Genomic DNA, 19,134 nt, shown 5'->3' on the forward strand with positions numbered 1-19,134 from the left:
ACCGCATTCGTACATCCGCATTCAACGTAGCCCTCCCGGAAGGCGGCATCGAGGACGGTGTTCGAAAAGATGATTGGCGAGGCGCGGATCCAACGGCCCCTAGGGAAGTTCGAAACGGCAAGGAATATGCGATCGCCATGGAGCGGGATTGCCATGGCGAGGTACTCAGGTAGCCAAGATTGGGGGTAGTGGACATGAGCATGCTTGAACGGGAAATTCAGGATGTCGAGCTCGACGGTGTCGATACCGCAGAAGTCGATAGCGACGACACGGGTCGCAAGGATGATGAAAGCGCTTTCGAGAAAGCGTTGAGCCGTGAAGAAAACTCCTACCACCACAGTCTCGATGCGACACAGATCTATCTCAACGAAATCGGTTTTTCACCGCTACTGACGCCCGAAGAAGAAGTGCATTACGGCCGCCTTGCGCAGAAGGGCGATCCGGCGGGGCGTCAGCGCATGATCGAGTCCAACCTGCGCCTGGTGGTCAAGATCGCCCGACGTTATCTCAACCGCGGACTGTCGCTGCTCGATCTGATCGAGGAAGGCAACCTGGGCCTGATTCGTGCGGTCGAGAAGTTCGATCCGGAGCGCGGTTTCCGTTTCTCGACCTACGCCACCTGGTGGATTCGCCAGACCATCGAGCGGGCGTTGATGAACCAGACGCGCACGATTCGCCTGCCGATCCACGTTGTCAAGGAACTCAACATCTACCTGCGCGCGGCTCGCGAGCTGACCCAGAAGCTCGACCACGAGGCCACCGCGGAAGAGATCGCCGAGTTCCTCGACAAGCCGGTGAGCACCGTCAAACGCATGCTGGGACTCAACGAACGCGTCTCCTCGGTCGACTATCCGATGGGCGCCGAGAGCGACAAGCCCCTGATCGACACGCTGGCGGACGAGAACGAGGTCGGCCCGGAATCCAACCTGGTCGACGACGACGTCAAGCAGCATGTCGACGAATGGCTGGTCGAGCTGAGCGACAAGCAGCGGGAGGTCGTTCTGCGCCGCTTTGGCCTGCGCGGACACGAGGCCGCCACGCTCGAGGAGGTCGGCGAAGAGATCGGCCTGACGCGCGAGCGCGTGCGCCAGATCCAGGTCGAGGCGCTCAAGAAGCTGCGCCGGATGCTGGAAAAGCAGGGCCTGTCGATGGATTCGATCTTCGAATAGGCCGGTTCCGGGAACATGACGAATGCGCAAATGCCGGTGAAGACCGGCCATGCTATTGATCCGGTCGCATACATGCGGCATTGTATGTAAACCTCAAGCCGAGGCGTCAGCTGTGTTGCTGGCGCCTCGGTCGTTTGTTGTGTGGTCCCGGATGACGTCGACGGTCGTTGGCGTCTCGAGTCCGCCAGAAAAACAGCCATGATTGGGTTTCTGGGCGATGCCGACGACATCCGTGGCTTGTGGTGCATGCTTGCATGGACTCGCACAGCCGGATTCGTATCGTCACCAGTGCTCAACGATAGGATATTTCTCGATGTCGCCTCTCATCTCGTTGCCGTCGCGCTCTCCCCTGCGACATGCCATTTCGCTGCTGGTCGTGGCAGCGTTCGCCCCCTCGGTTCACGCGGCAGATCTCTTGACCATCACTCAGGACGCGCTAGAGCATTCGGCAACGTTGAATTCATCGCGTTCGACATTCAAGAGCACCGAAGCGGGTCAGGATGTGGAACGCGGCGATCTGCTGCCGCAGGCCAGCGCCACCGGGAGTCTGTATCGCTATGACTCGCTGGAGAGTCAGAGCTACGCTGGTTCTAGCGGTAGCCAGGCCGCCGCCGGTACCGGCTCGTCATCCAGCGGCGAGGATTACAACGGCAGCAGCATCGGTGTCAGCGTTACCCAGGCGCTGTTCGATGCCACCAACTGGTACGAGTACCAGCAGAGCAAGAAGCAGGTCGGCCAGCAGGCGCTGCAGCTGGAAATCGACCAGCAGCAGCTGCTCTACGATGTCTCCGAGGCCTATTTCGAGATTCTGCGCGCCAAGGAAGTGCTGGAAGCACGCCAGGCCCAGGAAAAGGCGATCGGGCGGCAGCTCGAGCAGTCCAGAGAGCAGTTCAACGTCGGCCTGGTGGCGATCACCGATGTCAACGAGGCCAAGGCTGCCTTCGACTCGGCACGTGCGCAGCGTATCGCTGCCAAGAGCGACCTGCAGGTGAGTTTCGAGACGCTCGAGCGCCTGACGGGGCAGCAGTACGACAGCATCGAAGGGCTCGATGACGAGCTGCCGATCCAGCCTCCCGTACCAGCCAGTCGCGACGACTGGGTCGAGCTGGCGCTGTCCAGCAGCCCGTCCATTCAATACGCCCAGGCTGCGGTCGAGCTGGCGAAATCCGGCGTCGATATCGCCGAGGCCGGCCACCTGCCGACGCTGGACGCGTTCGCGGATTACTCCTACTCGAACAACGACCGCGACGAGCTTCGCGGCCATAACGAAGACCTGCAGATCGGCGTGCAGGCCAACCTGCCCATCTACACCGGTGGTTCGACCAGCGCCGCGGTACGCGAGAACACCTACACGCTGGAAGCGACCCAGTACGACTTCGAGGACCAGCGTCGCTACACCATGCAGCAGGTGCGTTCCCTGTTTGCCCAGGTCAGCAACGACGTGGAATCGGTCGAGGCGCAGCGTGAAGCCATCGTCTCCAGTCGCAGTGCCCTGGAAGCGACACGAGCCGGATACGAGGTGGGGACGCGAAACATCGTCGACGTGCTGGATGCCGAGCAGTCGCTCTACGAATCCATCTCCAACTACGCCGACGCCCGTTACACCTACGTCACCGACCTGCTGCAGCTGCGCCAGCAGACCGGCGTGCTGAATCTCGACGTGATCCGTGCGACCAACCGCTGGCTGCGCGACAGCAATCCCGTGTCGCTGACGGAGGTCGACGATGCCGGCGTCTCGTCTTCCGTCGAGGATATCGGTGCGCGGCCCACGCCGCCGCCGGCGTCCTGATACGGTTCTGATAGCGTCCGCAGGAAGTCGCCTCGACGCCGCTGCCCCAGCAGCGGCGTCGTCGTTTCCGGAGGCAGCCTTTATCGTCTCCCGATGCCGCGAAGGCTGTCAGGCAGGGTAAAATGACCACGATCGACCGGTGGCAGCCGCCGGTTTTCCTCTGCCCGTTTCGAAGGAAGTTTCATGGCCCGGCCTCTCATCGCCGATATCGATCTCGACGCGCTGCGCCACAACTACGCCATTGCCAGCGAACTGGCACCCGGAAGCCGTTCCATGGCGGTGATCAAGGCCAATGCCTATGGTCACGGTGCCGTGGCGTGCGCCCAGGCGCTCGAGAGCGCGGCGCCAGCGTTTGCGGTCGCCTCGCTGGAAGAAGCCGAGAGCCTGCGTGAAGCGGGCATCCAGCGGCCGATACTGCTACTGGAAGGCATCTTCGAGGTCGAAGAACTGGCCCGCGTCGAGGCCTTGCAGCTGTGGCAGGTCGTACACAGCGACTGGCAACTGGACGCCGTCTTGAACCATCCCGCCGCACAACCGTTGACGGTCTGGCTCAAGCTGGATTCCGGCATGCATCGGCTGGGTTACGATCCCGAGTCGTTCGCCGACCGCTGGGCACGATTGAAGGCGGCTTCTCACCGAGTTCGGGATATCCACCTGATCAGCCACTTCGCCAGTGCCGATCAGGCCGATACGTCACAGTTCGAGCGCCAGCAGCGAACGATCGAGTCCGTCCGCCGGCGTCTCGACGCGCCGGTCTGTGTTGCCAACTCGCCGGCCACGCTGACCAGGCCCCAGACTCACGGGCAATGGAATCGCCCCGGTGTCATGCTCTACGGCAGCAATCCGCTGGAAGGCGAACTGCCACCGGACGTCTCGCTGAAGCCAGTGATGACGCTGCGCTCGCGTCTGATCGCCGTGCAGTCATTGCCCGACGGGGAGCCGGTCGGCTATGGCGCGCGCTGGCACACCTCGCGCCCTTCCCGAATCGGCGTGGTCGCTGCCGGCTATGGCGACGGCTACGATCGCCACGCTGCCGACGGCACGCCGATACTGGTCGATGGTCACCGCTGCCCGCTGGTGGGGCGCGTCTCGATGGACATGTTGACGGTGGATATCAGCCACCTGCCCGATGCCGGCGTCGGCAGCGAGGTGGTGCTGTGGGGGCAGGGGCTGAGCGTCGACGAGGTCGCGGGCCACTGCAATACCATCGGCTACACGTTGCTGACCGGACTGCTGCCAAGGGTGCCGCGACGCTACCACGAAGGCGCGTAGAGGTCGTTTGCTGCAGTTCGCTACACTATTCGGCATTCATAGACCGGCACGCATAGAGAATCGGAAGGAACATGGCCAAGAAAACCTATCCCCCCAATCGCGCTCACCCCCGTTACTGGGGAGCATGGCTCGGCATCGGCCTGATGCGAGCGGGGGCGATGCTGCCCTGGCGTCTCAAGCTGGCACTGGGGCGAGGCATCGGATTGTTGACCTGGAAGCTGGCCAAACGACGCCGCCATATCACCGACACCAACCTGGCGCTGTGCTTTCCCGAGCTGGACGACCGGCAGCGCGCGGCGCTGGTCAGGAAGACCTTCATCGCCAACGGGATCGGCATTCTCGAAACCGCTACCGGCTGGTGCCGCGATCCCGAGCATCTGCGTCACCGCGTGACCTTCAAGGGAACCGAGCACATGGAACGGGCCATGGCGCAGGGAAAGGGCGCGTTGATCATCGGCATCCATTTCTCGACCCTGGATCTCGGCGGCGCGCTGCACTCGCTGTTCTTCCCCGCCGATGTGGTCTACCGGCCGCACGACAACCCGGTGTTCGAGGACTTCATGACCCGCGCCCGGCGTGGCATCTTCGGCGCGGCCATCGACCGTCACGACCTGCGCGGTGTCGTCCGCCGGATCAAGTCGGGCCATGCCGTGTGGTACTCGCCGGATCAGGATTTCGGTCGCGAGGTGAGCGTCTTCGCACCGTTCTTCGGCATTCCCGCCGCGTCGATCAAGCTGACGGCCAAGATCGCCAGAATGACCGGCGCTCCTGTCATGCCGCTGATGTTTCACCGCAATCCCGACGACCGAACCTACACGCTCGAATACCTGCCGCCACTGGAGAACTTTCCGAGCGGAGACGATGTGGCGGACGCCGCACAGGTGAATGCCTTCATCGAGCAGGCGATCCGCCGTCACCCCGAGCAGTATTTGTGGCTGCACCGGCGTTTCAAGACCCGTCCGCCGGGTGAAGCGTCCTTTTATTGAACGGGCAGGCAAGCGCGAAACTTGACGAAAACGCAATGAACGACAAGGCTTAGTTTGCCCTCACGGAACGAGAGGGTGGCTTGGCAGGCGGCCGATATTACCGTCGCCAGCAAGTCCAATGGGTCAGCACAGGAAGAGTTGCCATGCTTAGCTATGCCGTGATTTTTCTCATCGTCGCTATCATTGCCGGGGTTTTGGGTTTCGGCGGTATCGCCGGTGCCGCAGCGACGATCGCCAAGGTCTTGTTCGTGATCTTTCTGATCCTGTTCGTCGTCTCGCTGATTCGCGGACGAGGTCGCTGAAGACTGGCAGGACCGCAGTCGCCAATCATCGTCGCCGCTAACAGACATAGTCTCCAACAAATACCCCGCCTTGATGGCGGGGTATTTGGTATTGCCGGATGAAGACGGGCAGCGAATCAGGCGTCGATACGCTTGTACTTCATTCGCTTCGGCGTGTCGGTGCCGACCCGCTTGTGGTAATCCGCTTCGTACTCGGTGTAGTTCCCTTCGAAGAAGACGACGTTGGAATCGCCTTCGTACGCCAGGATATGCGTGGCGATACGGTCCAGGAACCAGCGGTCGTGCGAGATGACCAGCGCGCAGCCGGGGAAGGCCAGCAGGGCCTCTTCCAGCGCGCGAAGGGTCTCGATATCGAGATCGTTGGACGGCTCGTCGAGCAGCAGCACGTTGGCGGCCTGCTTCAGCGTCTGGGCCAGCTGCAGGCGTCCGCGCTCCCCGCCCGAGAGTTCGCTCAGGCGCTTCTGCTGGTCGGTTCCCTTGAAGTTGAACCGGCCGACGTAAGCGCGTGAAGAGACCTCGTAACCATTGATGTTGAGGATGTCCTGGCCGCCGGAGACGGCTTCCCACACGGTCTGGGAATTGTCGAAATGGTCGCGCAGCTGTTCGACGTAGGCCACGTCCACCGTATCGCCCAGTACCACTTCCCCGCTGTCCGGCTGCTCGTTGCCGGCGATCAGCTTGAACAGGGTCGACTTGCCGGCCCCGTTGCCGCCGACGATCCCGACGATCGCACCGGTCGGTATCTGGAAGGAGAGGTTGTCGAACAGCATCTTCTCGTCGAAGCGCTTGCTGACATCGTGGAACTCGATGACCTTGTCACCCAGCCGCGGTCCGGGCGGAATGTAGATCTCGTTGGTCTCGTTGCGCTTCTGGTAGTCGCCGGACTGCAGTTCTTCGAAGCGGTTGAGACGCGCCTTGCTCTTGGCTTGGCGGCCCTTCGCATTCTGGCGGACCCACTCCAGTTCCTGCTTGATCGCGCGCTGGCGGCCCGCTTCCTGCTTGGATTCCTGGGCGAGACGCTGCTCCTTGGACTCGAGCCACTGGGAGTAGTTGCCTTCGAACGGAATGCCGTGGCCGCGGTCGAGCTCCAGGATCCAGCCGGCGACATTGTCGAGGAAGTAACGGTCGTGGGTAATGGCCACGACGGTGCCCGGATAGTCGTGCAGGAAGCGCTCGAGCCAGGCGACGGATTCGGCATCCAGGTGGTTGGTCGGCTCGTCCAGCAGCAGCATGTCCGGGCTGGAGAGCAGCAGGCGGCAGAGTGCCACGCGACGACGCTCGCCCCCGGAAAGATGACCGACGCTGGCTTCCCACGGCGGCAGGCGCAGCGCTTCGGCGGCGACTTCCAGCTTGCGCTCGATGTTGTGCGCGTCGGCCGCCTCGATGATGTTCTCCAGACGCGCCTGTTGCGCGGCCAGCGCATCGAAATCGGCATCCGGCTCGGCATAGGCGGCGTAGACGGCTTCCAGTTCTACCTGGGCCTGCTTGACCTCGCCGAGGGCTTCCTCGACCGTCTCGCGGACATTCTTGCTGTCGTCGAGCTCGGGTTCCTGCGGCAGGTAGCCGATGTTGATGCCCGGCATCGGGCGGGCTTCGCCGTTATATTCGGTGTCGACGCCGGCCATGATGCGCAGCAGCGTCGATTTTCCCGAGCCGTTGAGACCGAGCACGCCGATCTTGGCGCCGGGGAAGAAGGAGAGCGAGATGTCTTTCAGGATCTCGCGCTTCGGGGGGACGATCTTGCCCACCCGGTTCATGGTGTAAACGTATTGCGCCATGGAAATCCGATAGTAAGTCGCAGTGGATAGATAAAAATCGCAGTGGATAAAAACAGGCAGTCATCGCTGCAGCGCCCGTCAACGGGGCCCAGCGTCTGACAGGCAGGGTAAACGAGTCGTGCCGACAATGCGAACGGGCGCCTGGAGGCGCCCGTCGGGGGTAATGCGGAAAGCCGCTGTCGGCCTACTCTTCTTCGTCGCCGAAATCGTTGTACCAGTCATCTTCGATGGCACGTTTCAGACGACGCTCTTCCAGCAATGCCTCGACCTGGCGCCTGGCACGCAGCGTATCCGCCTTGCTGCTGCGTGGACGTTCGAACTGCTCGTCGTTGATGGCTTCGGAAAAATCCTGATCCTCGACGTAATCCTCACGGCTCATGTTTTAGCCCTCCCGTGAAATCGCATCTCAGTGACGCTCCGGGCTATATATCGTCGAATGCCGCCGGGTACAAGATTTTCCTGGTTAAAAAAACTATCGCCGCGCAAGGCGGCGATAAGTTCAGGATTCTGCTGAGGTTTCAGGCCGGATCGCGCTCGGCTTTCAGCGCCTCGAGTTCCTGCAGGGTCTCGATCAGACTGGTGACATCCTTCTGCACGCCGACGAAATAGGTGAGCCTGTCTTCCTCGTCGTAGACCGGCGTGATCGAGAGCTCGTTCCAGAACTGGCTGCCGTCCTTGCGATAGTTGCGCAGCACTTCGCGGCACGGCTTGCCTTCGCGCAGGGCGGTGCGCACCCGGTCGATGGCCGGCTGGTCGCGATCGCCATTCTGCAGAAAGCGGCAGTCGCGATAGAGAATCTCGTCGACGCTGTAGCCCGTCAGGCGTTCGAAGCCCTGATTGGCGTAGATCAGAATGTTTTCGTCGCCTTCCTGTTCAGCCACCACGATGCCGTCATCCGAGGCGTTGACGATACGTTCGAGTAGCGCCGGGCTGATCATGGGCGGTTGCTTACTGGTACTGGCCATCCTTGCCTCCAGACTGGGCATTCGACGGATTGTAGGGTCGACACGATCGAACATCATGCCACGGTGTTTCGGGATTACAACGCTTCACGATGCGTCAGGGTCCTCGACTTCCACCAGGGCATGGGAGCTGAGCGCAGCCGCCACGGCCAGTGCCGCAAGCACCAGCAGAAGGCCTGCACTGCCTAGCCATTGCGCCAGGCCCCCGAGCAACAGCCCGACGACGAGCATCAGGACGCCGGTGAAGGTATTGGAAAACGCGACGTAGAGCGCGCGGGTATTGCTGTCCGACAGATCGACGACGTAGGTCTTGCGGCCCAGGCGTATCCCTGCATGGGCGATCATCAGCAGGCCGTAGACCAGAGCGTAGGGCCACACGCTTTCGCGCGCCGCGTCCGGCAGCCATACGCAGGCAGCGCCCGCCAGGCAGCACACCGCGGCGCCGATGGCGCTGTTGCGCATTACCCGCCGGCTGGAGCGATCGGCCAGACGCCCCCAGATCGGGCCGGCGATCATGCTGGCCGCACCGGAGGTCACGATCAGGATGCCGAGACTGGCCAGATCCGTGCCGCTGTTCTGCTGGCCTAGCAGGGCGAGGTAGGGCAGGGCGAGCGCGCTGGACAGCAGCAGCGCCCGCGAGAGATTGAAATGCAAAAAGCGACGATCGCGGCGCATCAGCGAAACACCCTGCTTGACGCTGTCCCAGGCGTTGGCACCGCCTTCGGTGGCTCCCGGCGCTTCACGTATCGCGGCGGCGCAGAGCGCGTTCAGGCCCCAGCCCAGCGCGGCGGCGAACAACAGGATGGCCAGCGCCCAGGTGCCGGGCTGATCCCCCATGACGACCATGGCGGCGCCGATGAGCAGGGTGAGCGCCCCCGCAACGCTGGCACTCCACCCCATCAGCGTGCCCCGGCGCTGCTTGGCAATGGTCTTGCCCAGCACATCCTTGGTGGAAACCGACGATAGCCCACGGCCGAGCGACAGCCCGGTCAGCGCGACCAGTACCAGCGCGCCGCCCCAGCTGCCGTGACCGAAAAGCGCCAGCAGTGCCAGCAGCAGGGCGCCGATCGCCTGGACGATGCCGCCGGTGACCCAGACCCATTTGCGGATCGGGCGCAGCCGGATGTAGCCGGCGATCAGCAGTTGCGGCAGCAGGGCGCCTGCCTCGCGGATGGGTACCAGCAGACCGACCATCCACACCGGTGCGCCGATCGCGCCCATCAGCCACGGCAGGATCAGGCGAGCGTTGGAGAGTTCGTCGGCGAGCTTGTTGCCGAGTGCGGCGACGAGATGACGGAAGAAGTTGCCGGGTTGTTCCTGACACGCCTCGTCGGAGATGTCGCGACACATGCGGCTGTCTTCATCACCGGTGACGCGTTCGAAGAGGCGAGTGAGGCTGGCTTCATTGGCTGACATGCAAAACGTTCCCTGTTTTCTGTTATCCCAGTGACAAGCTATTGGCGACAGGCAGTCTACGAGGAACCCTGGGCGCCGAACGCGACGCTGCCGACACGACGTTTCCCTCTCTCTGCTTGAGCGAGCCGTCCGGCCGAGCGCATCATGGGCGTTTTCAACGCTGTCGGCATGAGTGCGGCAGATTCGTGCCACCGGCTCGGGAGAACAGAGAGATGGCCAAGGTTCGTATTCATTATTGTACCCAATGCCAGTGGTTGCTGCGTGCGGGCTGGTATGCCCAGGAACTGCTGCAGACCTTCGGCGAAGATCTCGAGCAGGTAGCTCTGGCGCCCAGCCACGGCGGACACTTCGAAGTGCTCTACGACGAAGAGACGCTGTGGGAGCGCAAACGCGACGGCGGCTTTCCCGATATCAAGGAACTGAAGCGGCGCGTTCGCGACCGTCTCGATCCCGAACGGGATCTGGGGCATACGGATAGAGTTTGAAGCTGGAAGAGCGGCGCTACGCGCCTGGAAGCGGGAAGAAAAAGCAAAGCCGACCCCTTACGGCAATAGCGATAATCGCTTCGGGCTTCGGGCTTCGGGCTTCGGGCTTCGGGCTTCGGGCTTCGGGCTTCGGGCTTCGGGCTTCGGGCTTCGGGCTTCGGGCTTCGGGCTTCGGGCTTCGGGCTTCGGGCTTCGGGCTTCGGGCTTCGGGCTTCGGGCTTCGGGCTTCGGGCTTCGGGCTTCGGGCTTCGGGCTTCGGGCTTCGGGCTTCGGGCTTCGGGCTTCGGGCTTCGGGCTTCGGGCTTCGGGCTTCGGGCTTCGGGCTTCGGGCTTCGGGCTTCGGGCTTCGGGCTTCGGGCTTCGGGCTTCGGGCTTCGGGCTTCGGGCTTCGGGCTTCGGGCTTCGGGCTTCGGGCTTCGGGCTTCGGGCTTCGGGCTTCGGGCTTCGGGCTTCGGGCTTCGGGCTTCGGGCTTCGGGCTTCGGGCTTCGGGCTTCGGGCTTCGGGCTTCGGGCTTCGGGCTTCGGGCTTTGCGGATTTCCGGAGGCCACACTCTGCTTTTCGCGGCTCGCGGCTCGCGGCTCGCGGCTCGCGGCTCGCGGCTCGCGGCTCGCGGCTCGCGGCTCGCAGCTCGCAGCTCGCAGCTCGTCTCACCACCAATGCTTACGCTTGAGCAGCCACATCACCCAGCCGCCGACCAGGACGGTAATGGTGAGGAAGATCATGAAGCCGTAGGGGCTTTCGGCGCCGGGGATGCCGCCGACGTTGATGCCCAGCAGGCCGGTCAGGAAACTCAGCGGCAGGAACACGGTGGTGACGATCGCCAGCATGTACATCCGCTGGTTCAGGCGCTCGTTGTGTTCGCTGAAGAGTTGTTCCTGCAGGATCAGCGCGCGCTCCTGCATGGCGTGGAAGTCTTCCACGTAGCGTGAAAGCTGGTTGGCGCTCTCGCGGATCGATACCTTGGTGTCTTCGTCGAACCACTCCGGCCCATGGGCGATCTGATCCAGGCAGTCCCGCTGCGGGCCCATGAAGCGCCGCAAGGTGATCAGCGAACGTCGCAGCCGGGAAAGGTCGTCCGGCTCGATCTCGCGATCGCTCAACTGATCCTCCTCGAGTTCACCCAGGCGGTCGTCGAGTTCATGGGCGACATCGCCGACCCTGTCCACCAGGGTCTCCGTCAGCCACGCCAGCAGGTCCGGGACCGAAAGCGCGCCGTCACCGTTGTCGATGCGTTCACGCACGTCACCGACTGATTTCAGCGGCCGGCGGCGCAAGGTAATCAGGCGGTTGGGCGCAATCCAGATGCGCAGTGAAATGAGATCTTCCGGCGCGGCCCCCGGGTTGAGGTTGATACCGCGCAGCGTGCTGACGGCGCCATTGCGAAACTTGGCGACGCGGGGGCGAGTATCTTCTTCCAGCAGCGCCTCGACCGGTGCCTCGTCGAGCCCGGCGATATCCACGAGGTAGGTGCGAACGTCTTCATGCCGAAAGTCGAGATGCATCCACAGCGGGCGCTGGGGATCGGCCCAGGCCTCGCGCAGTTGGCGAACGCTGAGCAGGGTGCCGCCGCCTTTTCCGTCCAGTTCGTAGGCGGCGACCAGCGCCGTTTCTGCCTCCATCGTCAAACTCCTCGTCGAAGCGTGTCTCGGCTCGCCATGCCGCGAGTCTTTTCAAGACGTTAACGATAGCATGCCGGCGAAATCAGCAGGCATGACGGCCGACGCGTGTCATGTCCGATGGGGAACAGGCTCGACGCGAGGAGGATCATTTTTCCTCGTCCGAGGAGGAGAGCATCGGTTCCAGTTTCGACCAGACGTTCTCGAGGATGATCGGCTGTGCCTCGGCAGTGGGGTGGATGCCATCACTCTGGAGCATGCCGTCGAGGTCGACGCCCTCGAGCAGAAACGGCACCAACGGCACGTCGTGCTCGCTGGCCAACTGCGCGAAGACTTCACGGAAGGCCTGGGTATAGGCGGGACCATAGTTGGGAGGGACCTCGATACCGAGCAACAGGACCTCGGCGCCTTTCTCCTGGCTACGCTCGATCATCTTGGCCAGATTGACCTGCATCTGCTGGGGGGAGAGCCCGCGCAGGCCATCGTTGCCACCGAGCTCCAGCAGAACGATATCGGGATGGTATTGTCCCAGAATGTCGGGTAGCCGTGCCGAGCCGCCGGATGTCGTCTCGCCGCTGATGCTGGCGTTGACGACCTCGTGCTCATCGCCGAGCCGCTGTTTCAGGAGATTGACCCAGCCCGCCTGCGGGTCGATGCCGTAGGCCGCGCTCAGGCTGTCGCCCATGACCAGAACGGTATCGGCACGCGCCGCGCCGGGCGTCAGCGACAGCACGGCAAGACACAACAATAGCGCGGCACCTGCACAGCGCCTTGCCATCCTGGCGAAAGGCAACTCGAACTCAGGCACAGGGAAACCAGGCACCATGTCTCACTCCTCGGACGATCAGCAAAAGCGAATTTTATACGCCAACCAACTCGGTAAACGGGTGACGAGCGGGGAACGGGAGCTCGTTATCCTCGAATCGCTGGCGCTGGATGTCGAACGCGGTGAGAGTGTCGCCATCGTGGGAAGTTCCGGTGCAGGCAAGTCGACGCTGCTCGGCCTGCTCGCGGGGCTCGATTCGCCCAGCTCAGGAGAGCTCGAAATGTTCGGCCAATCCCTGAGCGCTCTCGACGAAGACGGGCGGGCGGCACTGCGTGCGGGGCGCGTCGGCTTCGTTTTTCAGAACTTCCAGTTATTACCCACTCTTACCGCCATGGAAAACGTTATGTTGCCGTTGGAACTGTCGCCACGGCAAGACATAGCGGCCAAAAGTCGTCAATGCCTGGAGCGCGTTGGCCTGGGCGCGCGCCTCGACCACCTGCCGAAGCAGCTTTCCGGTGGCGAGCAGCAGCGGGTGGCGGTGGCGCGTGCCTTCGTGACCGACCCTGACCTCGTCTTCGCCGACGAGCCGACCGGCAACCTCGACGAGGCAACCGGCAAGCGTATCATCGATCTGCTGTTCGAGCTCAACCGAGAGTCCGGCACGACTTTGATCCTGGTGACGCACGACATGGCCCTCGCCAGACGATGCGATCGCTGCCTGCAGCTCGAAGGCGGCAGGTTGCAGGCGCTCGAACGGCAGCGGCAAGAGGTCGATGCATGAACCTGATCGCACTCTCGCTCAAGGGGCTCCGGCGCGATCTGCGCGCCTCCGACGTGCGGGCCCTGTTCGTGGCGCTGGCGCTGGCCGTGGCCGCGACCACCATGATCGGCTTCTTTCTCGACCGGCTCGACCGCGGGCTGACCCGTCAGGCGGGCCAGCTACTCGGCGGGGATCTGGTGCTGGAGCAGGGCCAGGCCTTCGACGACGAACTCCGCCAGACGCTGCGCCAGGCCGGGCTCGAACTGAGCGACCAGGTCGACCTGGTATCGATGGTCAGCCAGGCGGATGCCTTCCAGCCGGCGGGGCTCAAGGTGGTGGACGATCATTACCCGCTCTACGGGCAAGTTCGCGTCGACCGGGGCAATGGTATCGAAGGGCTGGCGCACGGCCCGCCGCCGGGGAGCGCCTGGATCGCGCCGCGCCTGGCGCAACTGCTGGATGCCGGCATCGGCGACACGGTGCAGGTGGGCTCGCTTTCGCTGACCGTCACTGGACTGGTCGAGCGCGAACCCGATCAGCAGGGCGGATTCTCTGGCCTGGCGCCGCGCATCATGCTCAACCTGCAGGATCTCGAGGCGACCGGGCTGGTCCGGCCCGGCTCGAGGATCGAATACGAGATACTGGCCGCCGGGCCGCCAGCGGCGATCGACGGCCTCGAAGGGCGGCTCGATGCGCTGCGCGACGCAGGTGTCGAGATTCGCGACGTGCGCGTGGATCGGCCCAGCCTGGGGCGGTCGCTGGATCGGGCGCAGAAATACCTCAGCCTCGCCGGGCTGGCGGCGGTGCTGCTCGCCGGTGTCGCGGTCGCCATGGCCACGCGACGCTATGTCGACCGCCATCTGGACACGGCCGCGCTGCTGCGCTGTTTCGGCGCGTCCCAACGCCAGCTGGGCCAGCTCTTCGCCTGGCAACTGGCGTGGCTGGGGCTGGTCGCGGCAGCGGTCGGGGCGCTGCTGGGGCTTGCCGGGCAGGCCGCGCTGCTGGCACTGCTGACACGTTTCCTGCCGCTGGAACTGCCCCCGCCCGGCGGCATGCCGTGGCTGATGGGCGTACTCACCGCGCTGGCGGTGCTGGTCGGCTTCGCCGGCCCGACCCTGCTGCGGCTCAAGCGGGTCAGCGCGCTCAAGGTGCTGCGCCGGGAGCTCGACCCGATTCCGGCGTCGGGCTGGGTAGTGGTCGTCGTCGCCAGCCTGGTCTTCGGCACGCTGCTCTGGCTCTACTCCGGCGACCCGCTGCTGTCGGTGGGCATTCTGCTCGGCGGTCTGGTGGCGCTGGTCGTGCTGTGGGGTCTCGGCCAGTTGATGCTCACCTTGCTGCTCGCCGTGCTGGCGCGGCTGCCGCAACGCAGTCAGCAGGGCAGGGCGTGGCAGCTCGGCGGCCGCCAGCTGGCGAGACGACGCAACGCCAGTCTGGGCCAGCTGCTGGCGTTCTCGGTCACCTTCGCAGCGATGGCGATCATCGCACTGGTGCGCGGGGACCTGCTGACGACCTGGCAGGCCCAGCTGCCGGCGGATACGCCCAACTACTTCGCGATCAACATCCAGCCGCAGGAGCGCGACGGCGTCGAAACGTTGATCGACAGCGCCGCCGACGCCACCAGCGGGCTTTATCCCATGGTGCGGGGGCGGCTGACCGCCATCGACGGCGAACCCCCGCAACAGCAGGTGCCGGAGGAACATCAGACCGACGGCGCGTTGCGGCGTGACCTCAACCTCACCTGGCGCGAGACGCTGCCGGAAGGCAACCGGATTACCGAAGGGGCCTGGTTCGACGCCGAGAGCGGCTCCGATGCCGACAGTGCGACAGCGAGCGACGGCTCGGTGCCGATATCGGTCGAAGAGGAACTGGCGGGCCGGCTCGGCCTTTCGCTGGGCGACGAGCTGACGTTCACCATCGGCAGCGACAGCGTGACCGGCCGGGTCACCAGCCTGCGCCATCTCGACTGGGAGAGCTTCCAGCCCAACTTCTTCATCATCTTCCCGCCCGGCGCCCTGGACGGCTTCGGCCACAGCTACATCACTTCGTTCCACCTGCCCGATGCCGGCAACGAGATGCTGGGCGAGATGGTGCAGCGGTATCCGGGGGTCTCGGTGCTCAATGTCGAGGCGCTGCTGGAACAGGTGCGCGGCATTCTCGGCCAGGTGACGCGGGCCATCGAGTTCGTGCTGGGCTTCGTGCTGCTGGCCGGCATTAGCGTGCTCTACGCGGCGCTCACCGCCAGCCGCCCGGCGCGTGCCCACGAAGGCGCGTTGCTGCGGGTGTTCGGCGCCGGCAACCGCACCCTGGCGCGCATGCAGTGGGCCGAGTTCGCGCTGCTCGGCTTTGCCAGCGGGCTGCTGGGCGCGGCACTGGCCGAGGCGTCTGCCCTCGGCATCTACGGCTGGCTGGGTCTGGCGCCTCGGATGCACTGGCTGATGTGGGGTGCCATGCCCGTACTGGGCGCAGCGATCGTGGGCGGGATCGGCTATCTGCTCTCGCGGGGCAGCCGCCGCCAAGCGCCGATGGCCAGCCTGCGGCTGCTGGGAGAGACCTGAGCTGCATGTTTTAACGAAGCTAAAGCCAACGTGAGAAATTATGGTCCAGCGCATGACCCACTTTCATAGGAAAGGGTGTTGGCGCTGGGGTATCATGCGCCCACCAAATCCGAGCCTGTGCCGTCAGTAGCGGTTCCCTGTTGGCGCCAGGACGAATCATCCCCGAGCCGAGGATACCCGCCGATGTTCAACCGAGACATGCAGATTGCCGGATTCGATGACGCCCTCTGGGACGCGATGCAGCAGGAAGTCGCGCGCCAGGAAGCCCACATCGAGCTGATCGCTTCCGAGAACTATGCCAGCCCGCGGGTGATGCAGGCCCAGGGCACGCAGCTGACCAACAAGTACGCGGAAGGCTATCCCGGCAAGCGCTACTACGGCGGCTGCGAGCATGTCGACGTGGTCGAGCAGATGGCGATCGATTACGCCAAGGAGCTGTTCGACGCGACCTACGCCAACGTGCAGCCGCACTCCGGCTCCCAGGCCAACGGCGCGGTTTTCCAGGCGCTGGTCAAGCCGGGCGACACTGTCCTGGGCATGAGCCTGGACGCCGGCGGCCACCTGACCCACGGCGCCAAGCCGAGCTTCTCCGGCAAGCACTACAACGCAGTTCAGTACGGCATCGACGAGAGCGGCCGGATCGACTACGACGAAGTCGCCAAGCTGGCGCGCGAGCATCAGCCGAAGATGATCATCGCCGGCTTCTCCGCCTATTCGCAGATCATCGACTGGTCGAAATTCCGCCAGATCGCCGATGAAGTGGGCGCCTTCCTGCTGGTGGACATGGCGCACATCGCCGGGCTGGTCGCGGCCGGCCTCTATCCGAGCCCGCTGCCGCACGCGCACGTCGTCACCACCACCACCCACAAGACGCTGCGCGGCCCGCGCGGTGGCCTGATCCTCTCCGCCGAGAACGACGCCGACATCGAGAAGAAGCTGCAGTCCGCCGTCTTCCCCGGTGGCCAGGGCGGCCCGCTGATGCACGTCATCGCGGCCAAGGCGGTCTGCTTCAAGGAAGCGATGGACCCCGAGTTCAAGACCTACCAGCAGCAGGTGATCAAGAATGCCCAGGCGATGGCCGGCGTGTTCATCGAGCGCGGGTATGAAGTCGTCTCCGGCGGCACCGAAGACCACCTGTTCCTGCTGTCGCTGGTCAAGCAGGGCCTGACTGGCAAGGACGCCGATGCCGCGCTCGGCCGTGCCCACATCACCGTCAACAAGAACGCCGTACCCGGCGATCCGCAGAGCCCGTTCGTCACCTCCGGCCTGCGTATCGGCACCCCGGCGGTGACCACGCGTGGCTTCGGCGAAACCGAATGCCGCGACCTGGCCGGCTGGATCTGCGACATCCTCGACGCCATGCAGCAGGGCGACTCCAGCCAGGCGGAAGCCGCGGTCAAGGCCAAGGTCGAAGCCGTCTGCTCGCGCCTGCCGGTCTATCGCTGAGTGGTGTCCCGCAGCGCGCCAACGGCGCGCTGCGGTAAATGATACGTGTTAGTAAACGACACGTGCAGTAAACGACACGTGCAGTAAACGATAGAAGGGGAAGGCGATGGAGATCCGTTGGCAGCAGCGATTTTCCAACTATGTCAATGCGCTTTCTCAGCTGGAACAAGCTGTTGAAGCTTACGGCGACACGACATTGGATATCATCAAGGAAGGCGTTATCCAGCGCTTCGAGTTCACTCACGAGCTGGCCTGGAAGGTCATGAAGGACTACCTGGAGCATGAAGGTATCCAGAACGTGACCGGATCACGTAGCGCGGCCCGCCATGCCTTCAACATCGGCCTGCTGGAAGACGGGCAGGTATGGATGGATATGATAGAAACCCGTAATCATACGGTGCATGCGTACCGCCACAGCATTCTGGAGACAGAGTTCAAGAACATCGTCGAGCGTTATTACCCGGCTCTGAAACAGTTTCGCGAGACAATGGAGCGGCATCGCTGATGTTTGGCTTGCCAGAAAGTGCGATAGAGGCCATTCGTCGGGTCTTGGCTGAGTGTCCCGGTATAGAAAAGGTCGTCATCTATGGATCGAGAGCCAAAGGCACGTTCCGCCCCGGCTCCGATATCGATCTGGCACTGTACGGCGATATCTCCGATGATGACTTGTCCGCGCTCATGAATCGCCTGGACGAGCTCAACACTCCCTACCTGTTCGATATCGTGCGCTATCGCGATATCGATAACGAAGCGCTACGCGACCATATAATACGGGTAGGGCAGAGGTTCGATGAGAGCCACTCGCCGCGTAGCCCTGGCTGAGCACTCCGCCTGCCTGACCGGCGATCTCTTCGAATATATGGCGTCAAATTGGCTATGAGCAACGTCGCAGCTCGACCTGACAGAACGCCTTGCCGGGATGGATGAACACCATGCGCCTGACAGATACCCAACGACAGACCATCCAGAATATCGTCACTGACGAGCTTGGCCCTGGCGTCTCCGTAAAGCTATTCGGCTCACGGCTGGACGATGCCGCTCGTGGTGGCGACATCGACTTGTTCATCGAGCTCGACGAGCCAGTGAAGCATCCCGCACAGCTTGCTGCCCGGCTAAGCGTACGCATCACACGCGCCATGTACGGGCGCAAGGTAGACGTGCTTCTGAGCGCGCCGAACCTCAGCGAGCAGGCGATACACAGGCTGGCGCGAGAACAGGGAGTTTTTGTATGAACGACAACCTTTCGGAGCGGCTGCGCTTCCTGAAACGCGTGGTCGAGCGTGAGATTCACCATCTTCGCTACTCATCGGGTAGCGTATTCGTCTCGCCGTTTACCGAGAAGCGTGCCGCCATGCTGGGTGAAGACGAAGCATTGGCAGAAAAACTGGAAGCCTATACCAGCCGCTTTTGCCGGCTTCAGGATACGACCGGAGACAAGCTGCTTCCGCTCTGGCTACGTGCCTTGGGCGAAAGAACGGGCGCCGTGGCCGATAACCTGGACCGCGCCGAGAAACTGGGCGTACTCGATTCTGCCGACAAGTGGCTCGAGATTCGTCAGACACGCAATCAAATGATCCATGAATATATCGAGTCTCCTCAGGTTCTGGCCGACGCGATCAATACGGCTCATGGCTATGAGGAAACGCTCGTGGCGTTTGCCCTCGCCATGCTCACTGATGCCGAGCAGAGGAACCTGCTGGAATAGGCCGTGAAAATCCGGGCCGCTCCTGAAACGACCCACGACCCGCTCAAATCACCGCCTGCGAACGGGTCAATCGGTCGATCGATCGAATAGCCGTATTCCGGACCAGCTAATCGAGGCGTCGCTTGC

19 protein-coding genes are annotated in these 19,134 nt (G+C 63.5%); 13 read left to right on the forward strand and 6 right to left on the reverse strand.

The annotated features are described in order from the left end of the window. Positions 1–194 precede the first annotated feature (194 nt). From rpoS to CCD76_RS01565, 5 genes are all read left to right on the forward strand, one after another. Positions 195–1,169, forward strand: coding sequence for an RNA polymerase sigma factor RpoS (rpoS, locus tag CCD76_RS01545; RefSeq protein ID WP_087717785.1), 975 nt, complete (start codon positions 195–197; stop codon positions 1,167–1,169). A gap of 313 nt (positions 1,170–1,482) precedes the next feature. Beyond that, positions 1,483–2,958, forward strand: a complete 1,476-nt coding sequence (locus tag CCD76_RS01550) for a TolC family outer membrane protein (protein WP_071231583.1) — start codon at positions 1,483–1,485, stop codon at positions 2,956–2,958. 183 nt (positions 2,959–3,141) lie between these two features. Further along, a complete protein-coding gene (alr, locus tag CCD76_RS01555; RefSeq protein ID WP_087717786.1) occupies positions 3,142–4,230 on the forward strand; it encodes an alanine racemase in 1,089 nt (362 codons plus the stop codon). A 71-nt stretch (positions 4,231–4,301) separates the two neighbouring features. Beyond that, entirely contained in the window at positions 4,302–5,216 is a 915-nt protein-coding gene (gene lpxL, locus CCD76_RS01560) for an LpxL/LpxP family Kdo(2)-lipid IV(A) lauroyl/palmitoleoyl acyltransferase (protein ID WP_087717787.1), read from the forward strand. Positions 5,217–5,359: 143 nt separating this feature from the next. Next, complete coding sequence (locus CCD76_RS01565; protein WP_071231586.1) at positions 5,360–5,518, forward strand: DUF1328 domain-containing protein; 159 nt, start codon at positions 5,360–5,362, stop codon at positions 5,516–5,518. A gap of 116 nt (positions 5,519–5,634) precedes the next feature. Here CCD76_RS01565 and ettA read toward each other — a convergent pair whose 3' ends face one another. The 4 genes from ettA to CCD76_RS01585 all read right to left on the reverse strand — a co-directional run bounded on the left by ettA (position 5,635) and on the right by CCD76_RS01585 (position 9,674). Beyond that, complete coding sequence (ettA, locus tag CCD76_RS01570; RefSeq protein ID WP_087717788.1) at positions 5,635–7,296, reverse strand: energy-dependent translational throttle protein EttA; 1,662 nt, start codon at positions 7,294–7,296, stop codon at positions 5,635–5,637. Positions 7,297–7,480: 184 nt separating this feature from the next. Then, positions 7,481–7,675 carry a PA3496 family putative envelope integrity protein gene (locus tag CCD76_RS01575; RefSeq protein WP_071231588.1) on the reverse strand — a complete coding sequence of 65 codons (195 nt, stop codon included), beginning with the start codon at positions 7,673–7,675 and terminating at the stop codon, positions 7,481–7,483. 139 nt (positions 7,676–7,814) lie between these two features. Beyond that, on the reverse strand, positions 7,815–8,261 hold the full coding sequence (locus CCD76_RS01580; protein WP_244179798.1) for a PAS domain-containing protein: 447 nt from the start codon (positions 8,259–8,261) through the stop codon (positions 7,815–7,817). 84 nt (positions 8,262–8,345) lie between these two features. Beyond that, positions 8,346–9,674 (reverse strand): MFS transporter, encoded by a 1,329-nt coding sequence (locus tag CCD76_RS01585; RefSeq protein ID WP_087717789.1) that lies wholly within the window; start codon positions 9,672–9,674, stop codon positions 8,346–8,348. A gap of 212 nt (positions 9,675–9,886) precedes the next feature. Here CCD76_RS01585 and CCD76_RS01590 point away from each other — a divergent pair, with 212 nt between their 5' ends. Then, positions 9,887–10,159 carry a SelT/SelW/SelH family protein gene (locus tag CCD76_RS01590; protein WP_087717790.1) on the forward strand — a complete coding sequence of 91 codons (273 nt, stop codon included), beginning with the start codon at positions 9,887–9,889 and terminating at the stop codon, positions 10,157–10,159. A gap of 648 nt (positions 10,160–10,807) precedes the next feature. Here CCD76_RS01590 and CCD76_RS01600 read toward each other — a convergent pair. Then, positions 10,808–11,779, reverse strand: a complete 972-nt coding sequence (locus CCD76_RS01600; RefSeq protein WP_087717791.1) for a zinc transporter ZntB — start codon at positions 11,777–11,779, stop codon at positions 10,808–10,810. Positions 11,780–11,924: 145 nt separating this feature from the next. Continuing rightward, the gene (locus tag CCD76_RS01605) at positions 11,925–12,602 is read right to left on the reverse strand and encodes an arylesterase (protein WP_373419389.1); all 678 of its coding nucleotides are present in this window, start codon (positions 12,600–12,602) and stop codon (positions 11,925–11,927) included. Between CCD76_RS01605 and CCD76_RS01610 the strand changes: the two genes are divergently transcribed. From CCD76_RS01610 to CCD76_RS01640, 7 genes are all read left to right on the forward strand, one after another. Beyond that, positions 12,601–13,323 carry an ABC transporter ATP-binding protein gene (locus CCD76_RS01610; protein WP_087717792.1) on the forward strand — a complete coding sequence of 241 codons (723 nt, stop codon included), beginning with the start codon at positions 12,601–12,603 and terminating at the stop codon, positions 13,321–13,323. The two genes, CCD76_RS01605 and CCD76_RS01610, sit on opposite strands and share 2 nt — an antisense overlap. Then, a complete protein-coding gene (locus CCD76_RS01615) occupies positions 13,320–15,857 on the forward strand; it encodes an ABC transporter permease (protein ID WP_087717793.1) in 2,538 nt (845 codons plus the stop codon). Before CCD76_RS01610 ends, CCD76_RS01615 begins: the two co-directional genes overlap by 4 nt. Positions 15,858–16,040: 183 nt before the next feature. Beyond that, positions 16,041–17,303, forward strand: a complete 1,263-nt coding sequence (glyA, locus tag CCD76_RS01620; protein ID WP_087717794.1) for a serine hydroxymethyltransferase — start codon at positions 16,041–16,043, stop codon at positions 17,301–17,303. Between the two features lie 106 nt (positions 17,304–17,409). Continuing rightward, a complete protein-coding gene (locus CCD76_RS01625) occupies positions 17,410–17,808 on the forward strand; it encodes a nucleotidyltransferase substrate binding protein (protein ID WP_087717795.1) in 399 nt (132 codons plus the stop codon). Beyond that, positions 17,808–18,125 carry a nucleotidyltransferase family protein gene (locus CCD76_RS01630; protein ID WP_256961026.1) on the forward strand — a complete coding sequence of 106 codons (318 nt, stop codon included), beginning with the start codon at positions 17,808–17,810 and terminating at the stop codon, positions 18,123–18,125. The genes CCD76_RS01625 and CCD76_RS01630 overlap by 1 nt, the downstream gene beginning before the upstream one ends. Before the next feature lie 110 nt (positions 18,126–18,235). Then, positions 18,236–18,535 (forward strand): nucleotidyltransferase domain-containing protein, encoded by a 300-nt coding sequence (locus CCD76_RS01635; RefSeq protein ID WP_087717797.1) that lies wholly within the window; start codon positions 18,236–18,238, stop codon positions 18,533–18,535. After that, positions 18,532–19,008, forward strand: coding sequence for a hypothetical protein (locus tag CCD76_RS01640; RefSeq protein WP_087717798.1), 477 nt, complete (start codon positions 18,532–18,534; stop codon positions 19,006–19,008). The genes CCD76_RS01635 and CCD76_RS01640 overlap by 4 nt, the downstream gene beginning before the upstream one ends. Positions 19,009–19,134 lie beyond the last annotated feature (126 nt).

This window comes from Salinicola salarius (genome assembly GCF_002179555.1).
GTDB classification, from domain to species: Bacteria; Pseudomonadota; Gammaproteobacteria; order Pseudomonadales; family Halomonadaceae; genus Salinicola; species Salinicola salarius_A.

Bases quoted from the DNA above. Each gene is read 5' to 3' on its own strand.
- rpoS (WP_087717785.1), top strand. From the start codon at position 195: ATGAGCATGCTTGAACGGGAAATTCAGGATGTCGAGCTCGACGGTGTC.
- lpxL (WP_087717787.1), top strand. From the start codon at position 4,302: ATGGCCAAGAAAACCTATCCCCCCAATCGCGCTCACCCCCGTTACTGG.
- CCD76_RS01600 (WP_087717791.1), bottom strand. From the start codon at position 11,779: ATGGAGGCAGAAACGGCGCTGGTCGCCGCCTACGAACTGGACGGAAAA.
- CCD76_RS01630 (WP_256961026.1), top strand. From the start codon at position 17,808: ATGTTTGGCTTGCCAGAAAGTGCGATAGAGGCCATTCGTCGGGTCTTG.
- CCD76_RS01575 (WP_071231588.1), bottom strand. From the start codon at position 7,675: ATGAGCCGTGAGGATTACGTCGAGGATCAGGATTTTTCCGAAGCCATC.
- glyA (WP_087717794.1), top strand. From the start codon at position 16,041: ATGTTCAACCGAGACATGCAGATTGCCGGATTCGATGACGCCCTCTGG.
- CCD76_RS01580 (WP_244179798.1), bottom strand. From the start codon at position 8,261: ATGGCCAGTACCAGTAAGCAACCGCCCATGATCAGCCCGGCGCTACTC.
- CCD76_RS01635 (WP_087717797.1), top strand. From the start codon at position 18,236: ATGCGCCTGACAGATACCCAACGACAGACCATCCAGAATATCGTCACT.
- CCD76_RS01565 (WP_071231586.1), top strand. From the start codon at position 5,360: ATGCTTAGCTATGCCGTGATTTTTCTCATCGTCGCTATCATTGCCGGG.
- CCD76_RS01615 (WP_087717793.1), top strand. From the start codon at position 13,320: ATGAACCTGATCGCACTCTCGCTCAAGGGGCTCCGGCGCGATCTGCGC.
- CCD76_RS01605 (WP_373419389.1), bottom strand. From the start codon at position 12,602: ATGGTGCCTGGTTTCCCTGTGCCTGAGTTCGAGTTGCCTTTCGCCAGG.
- alr (WP_087717786.1), top strand. From the start codon at position 3,142: ATGGCCCGGCCTCTCATCGCCGATATCGATCTCGACGCGCTGCGCCAC.
- CCD76_RS01640 (WP_087717798.1), top strand. From the start codon at position 18,532: ATGAACGACAACCTTTCGGAGCGGCTGCGCTTCCTGAAACGCGTGGTC.
- CCD76_RS01590 (WP_087717790.1), top strand. From the start codon at position 9,887: ATGGCCAAGGTTCGTATTCATTATTGTACCCAATGCCAGTGGTTGCTG.
- ettA (WP_087717788.1), bottom strand. From the start codon at position 7,296: ATGGCGCAATACGTTTACACCATGAACCGGGTGGGCAAGATCGTCCCC.
- CCD76_RS01625 (WP_087717795.1), top strand. From the start codon at position 17,410: ATGGAGATCCGTTGGCAGCAGCGATTTTCCAACTATGTCAATGCGCTT.
- CCD76_RS01610 (WP_087717792.1), top strand. From the start codon at position 12,601: ATGTCTCACTCCTCGGACGATCAGCAAAAGCGAATTTTATACGCCAAC.
- CCD76_RS01550 (WP_071231583.1), top strand. From the start codon at position 1,483: ATGTCGCCTCTCATCTCGTTGCCGTCGCGCTCTCCCCTGCGACATGCC.
- CCD76_RS01585 (WP_087717789.1), bottom strand. From the start codon at position 9,674: ATGTCAGCCAATGAAGCCAGCCTCACTCGCCTCTTCGAACGCGTCACC.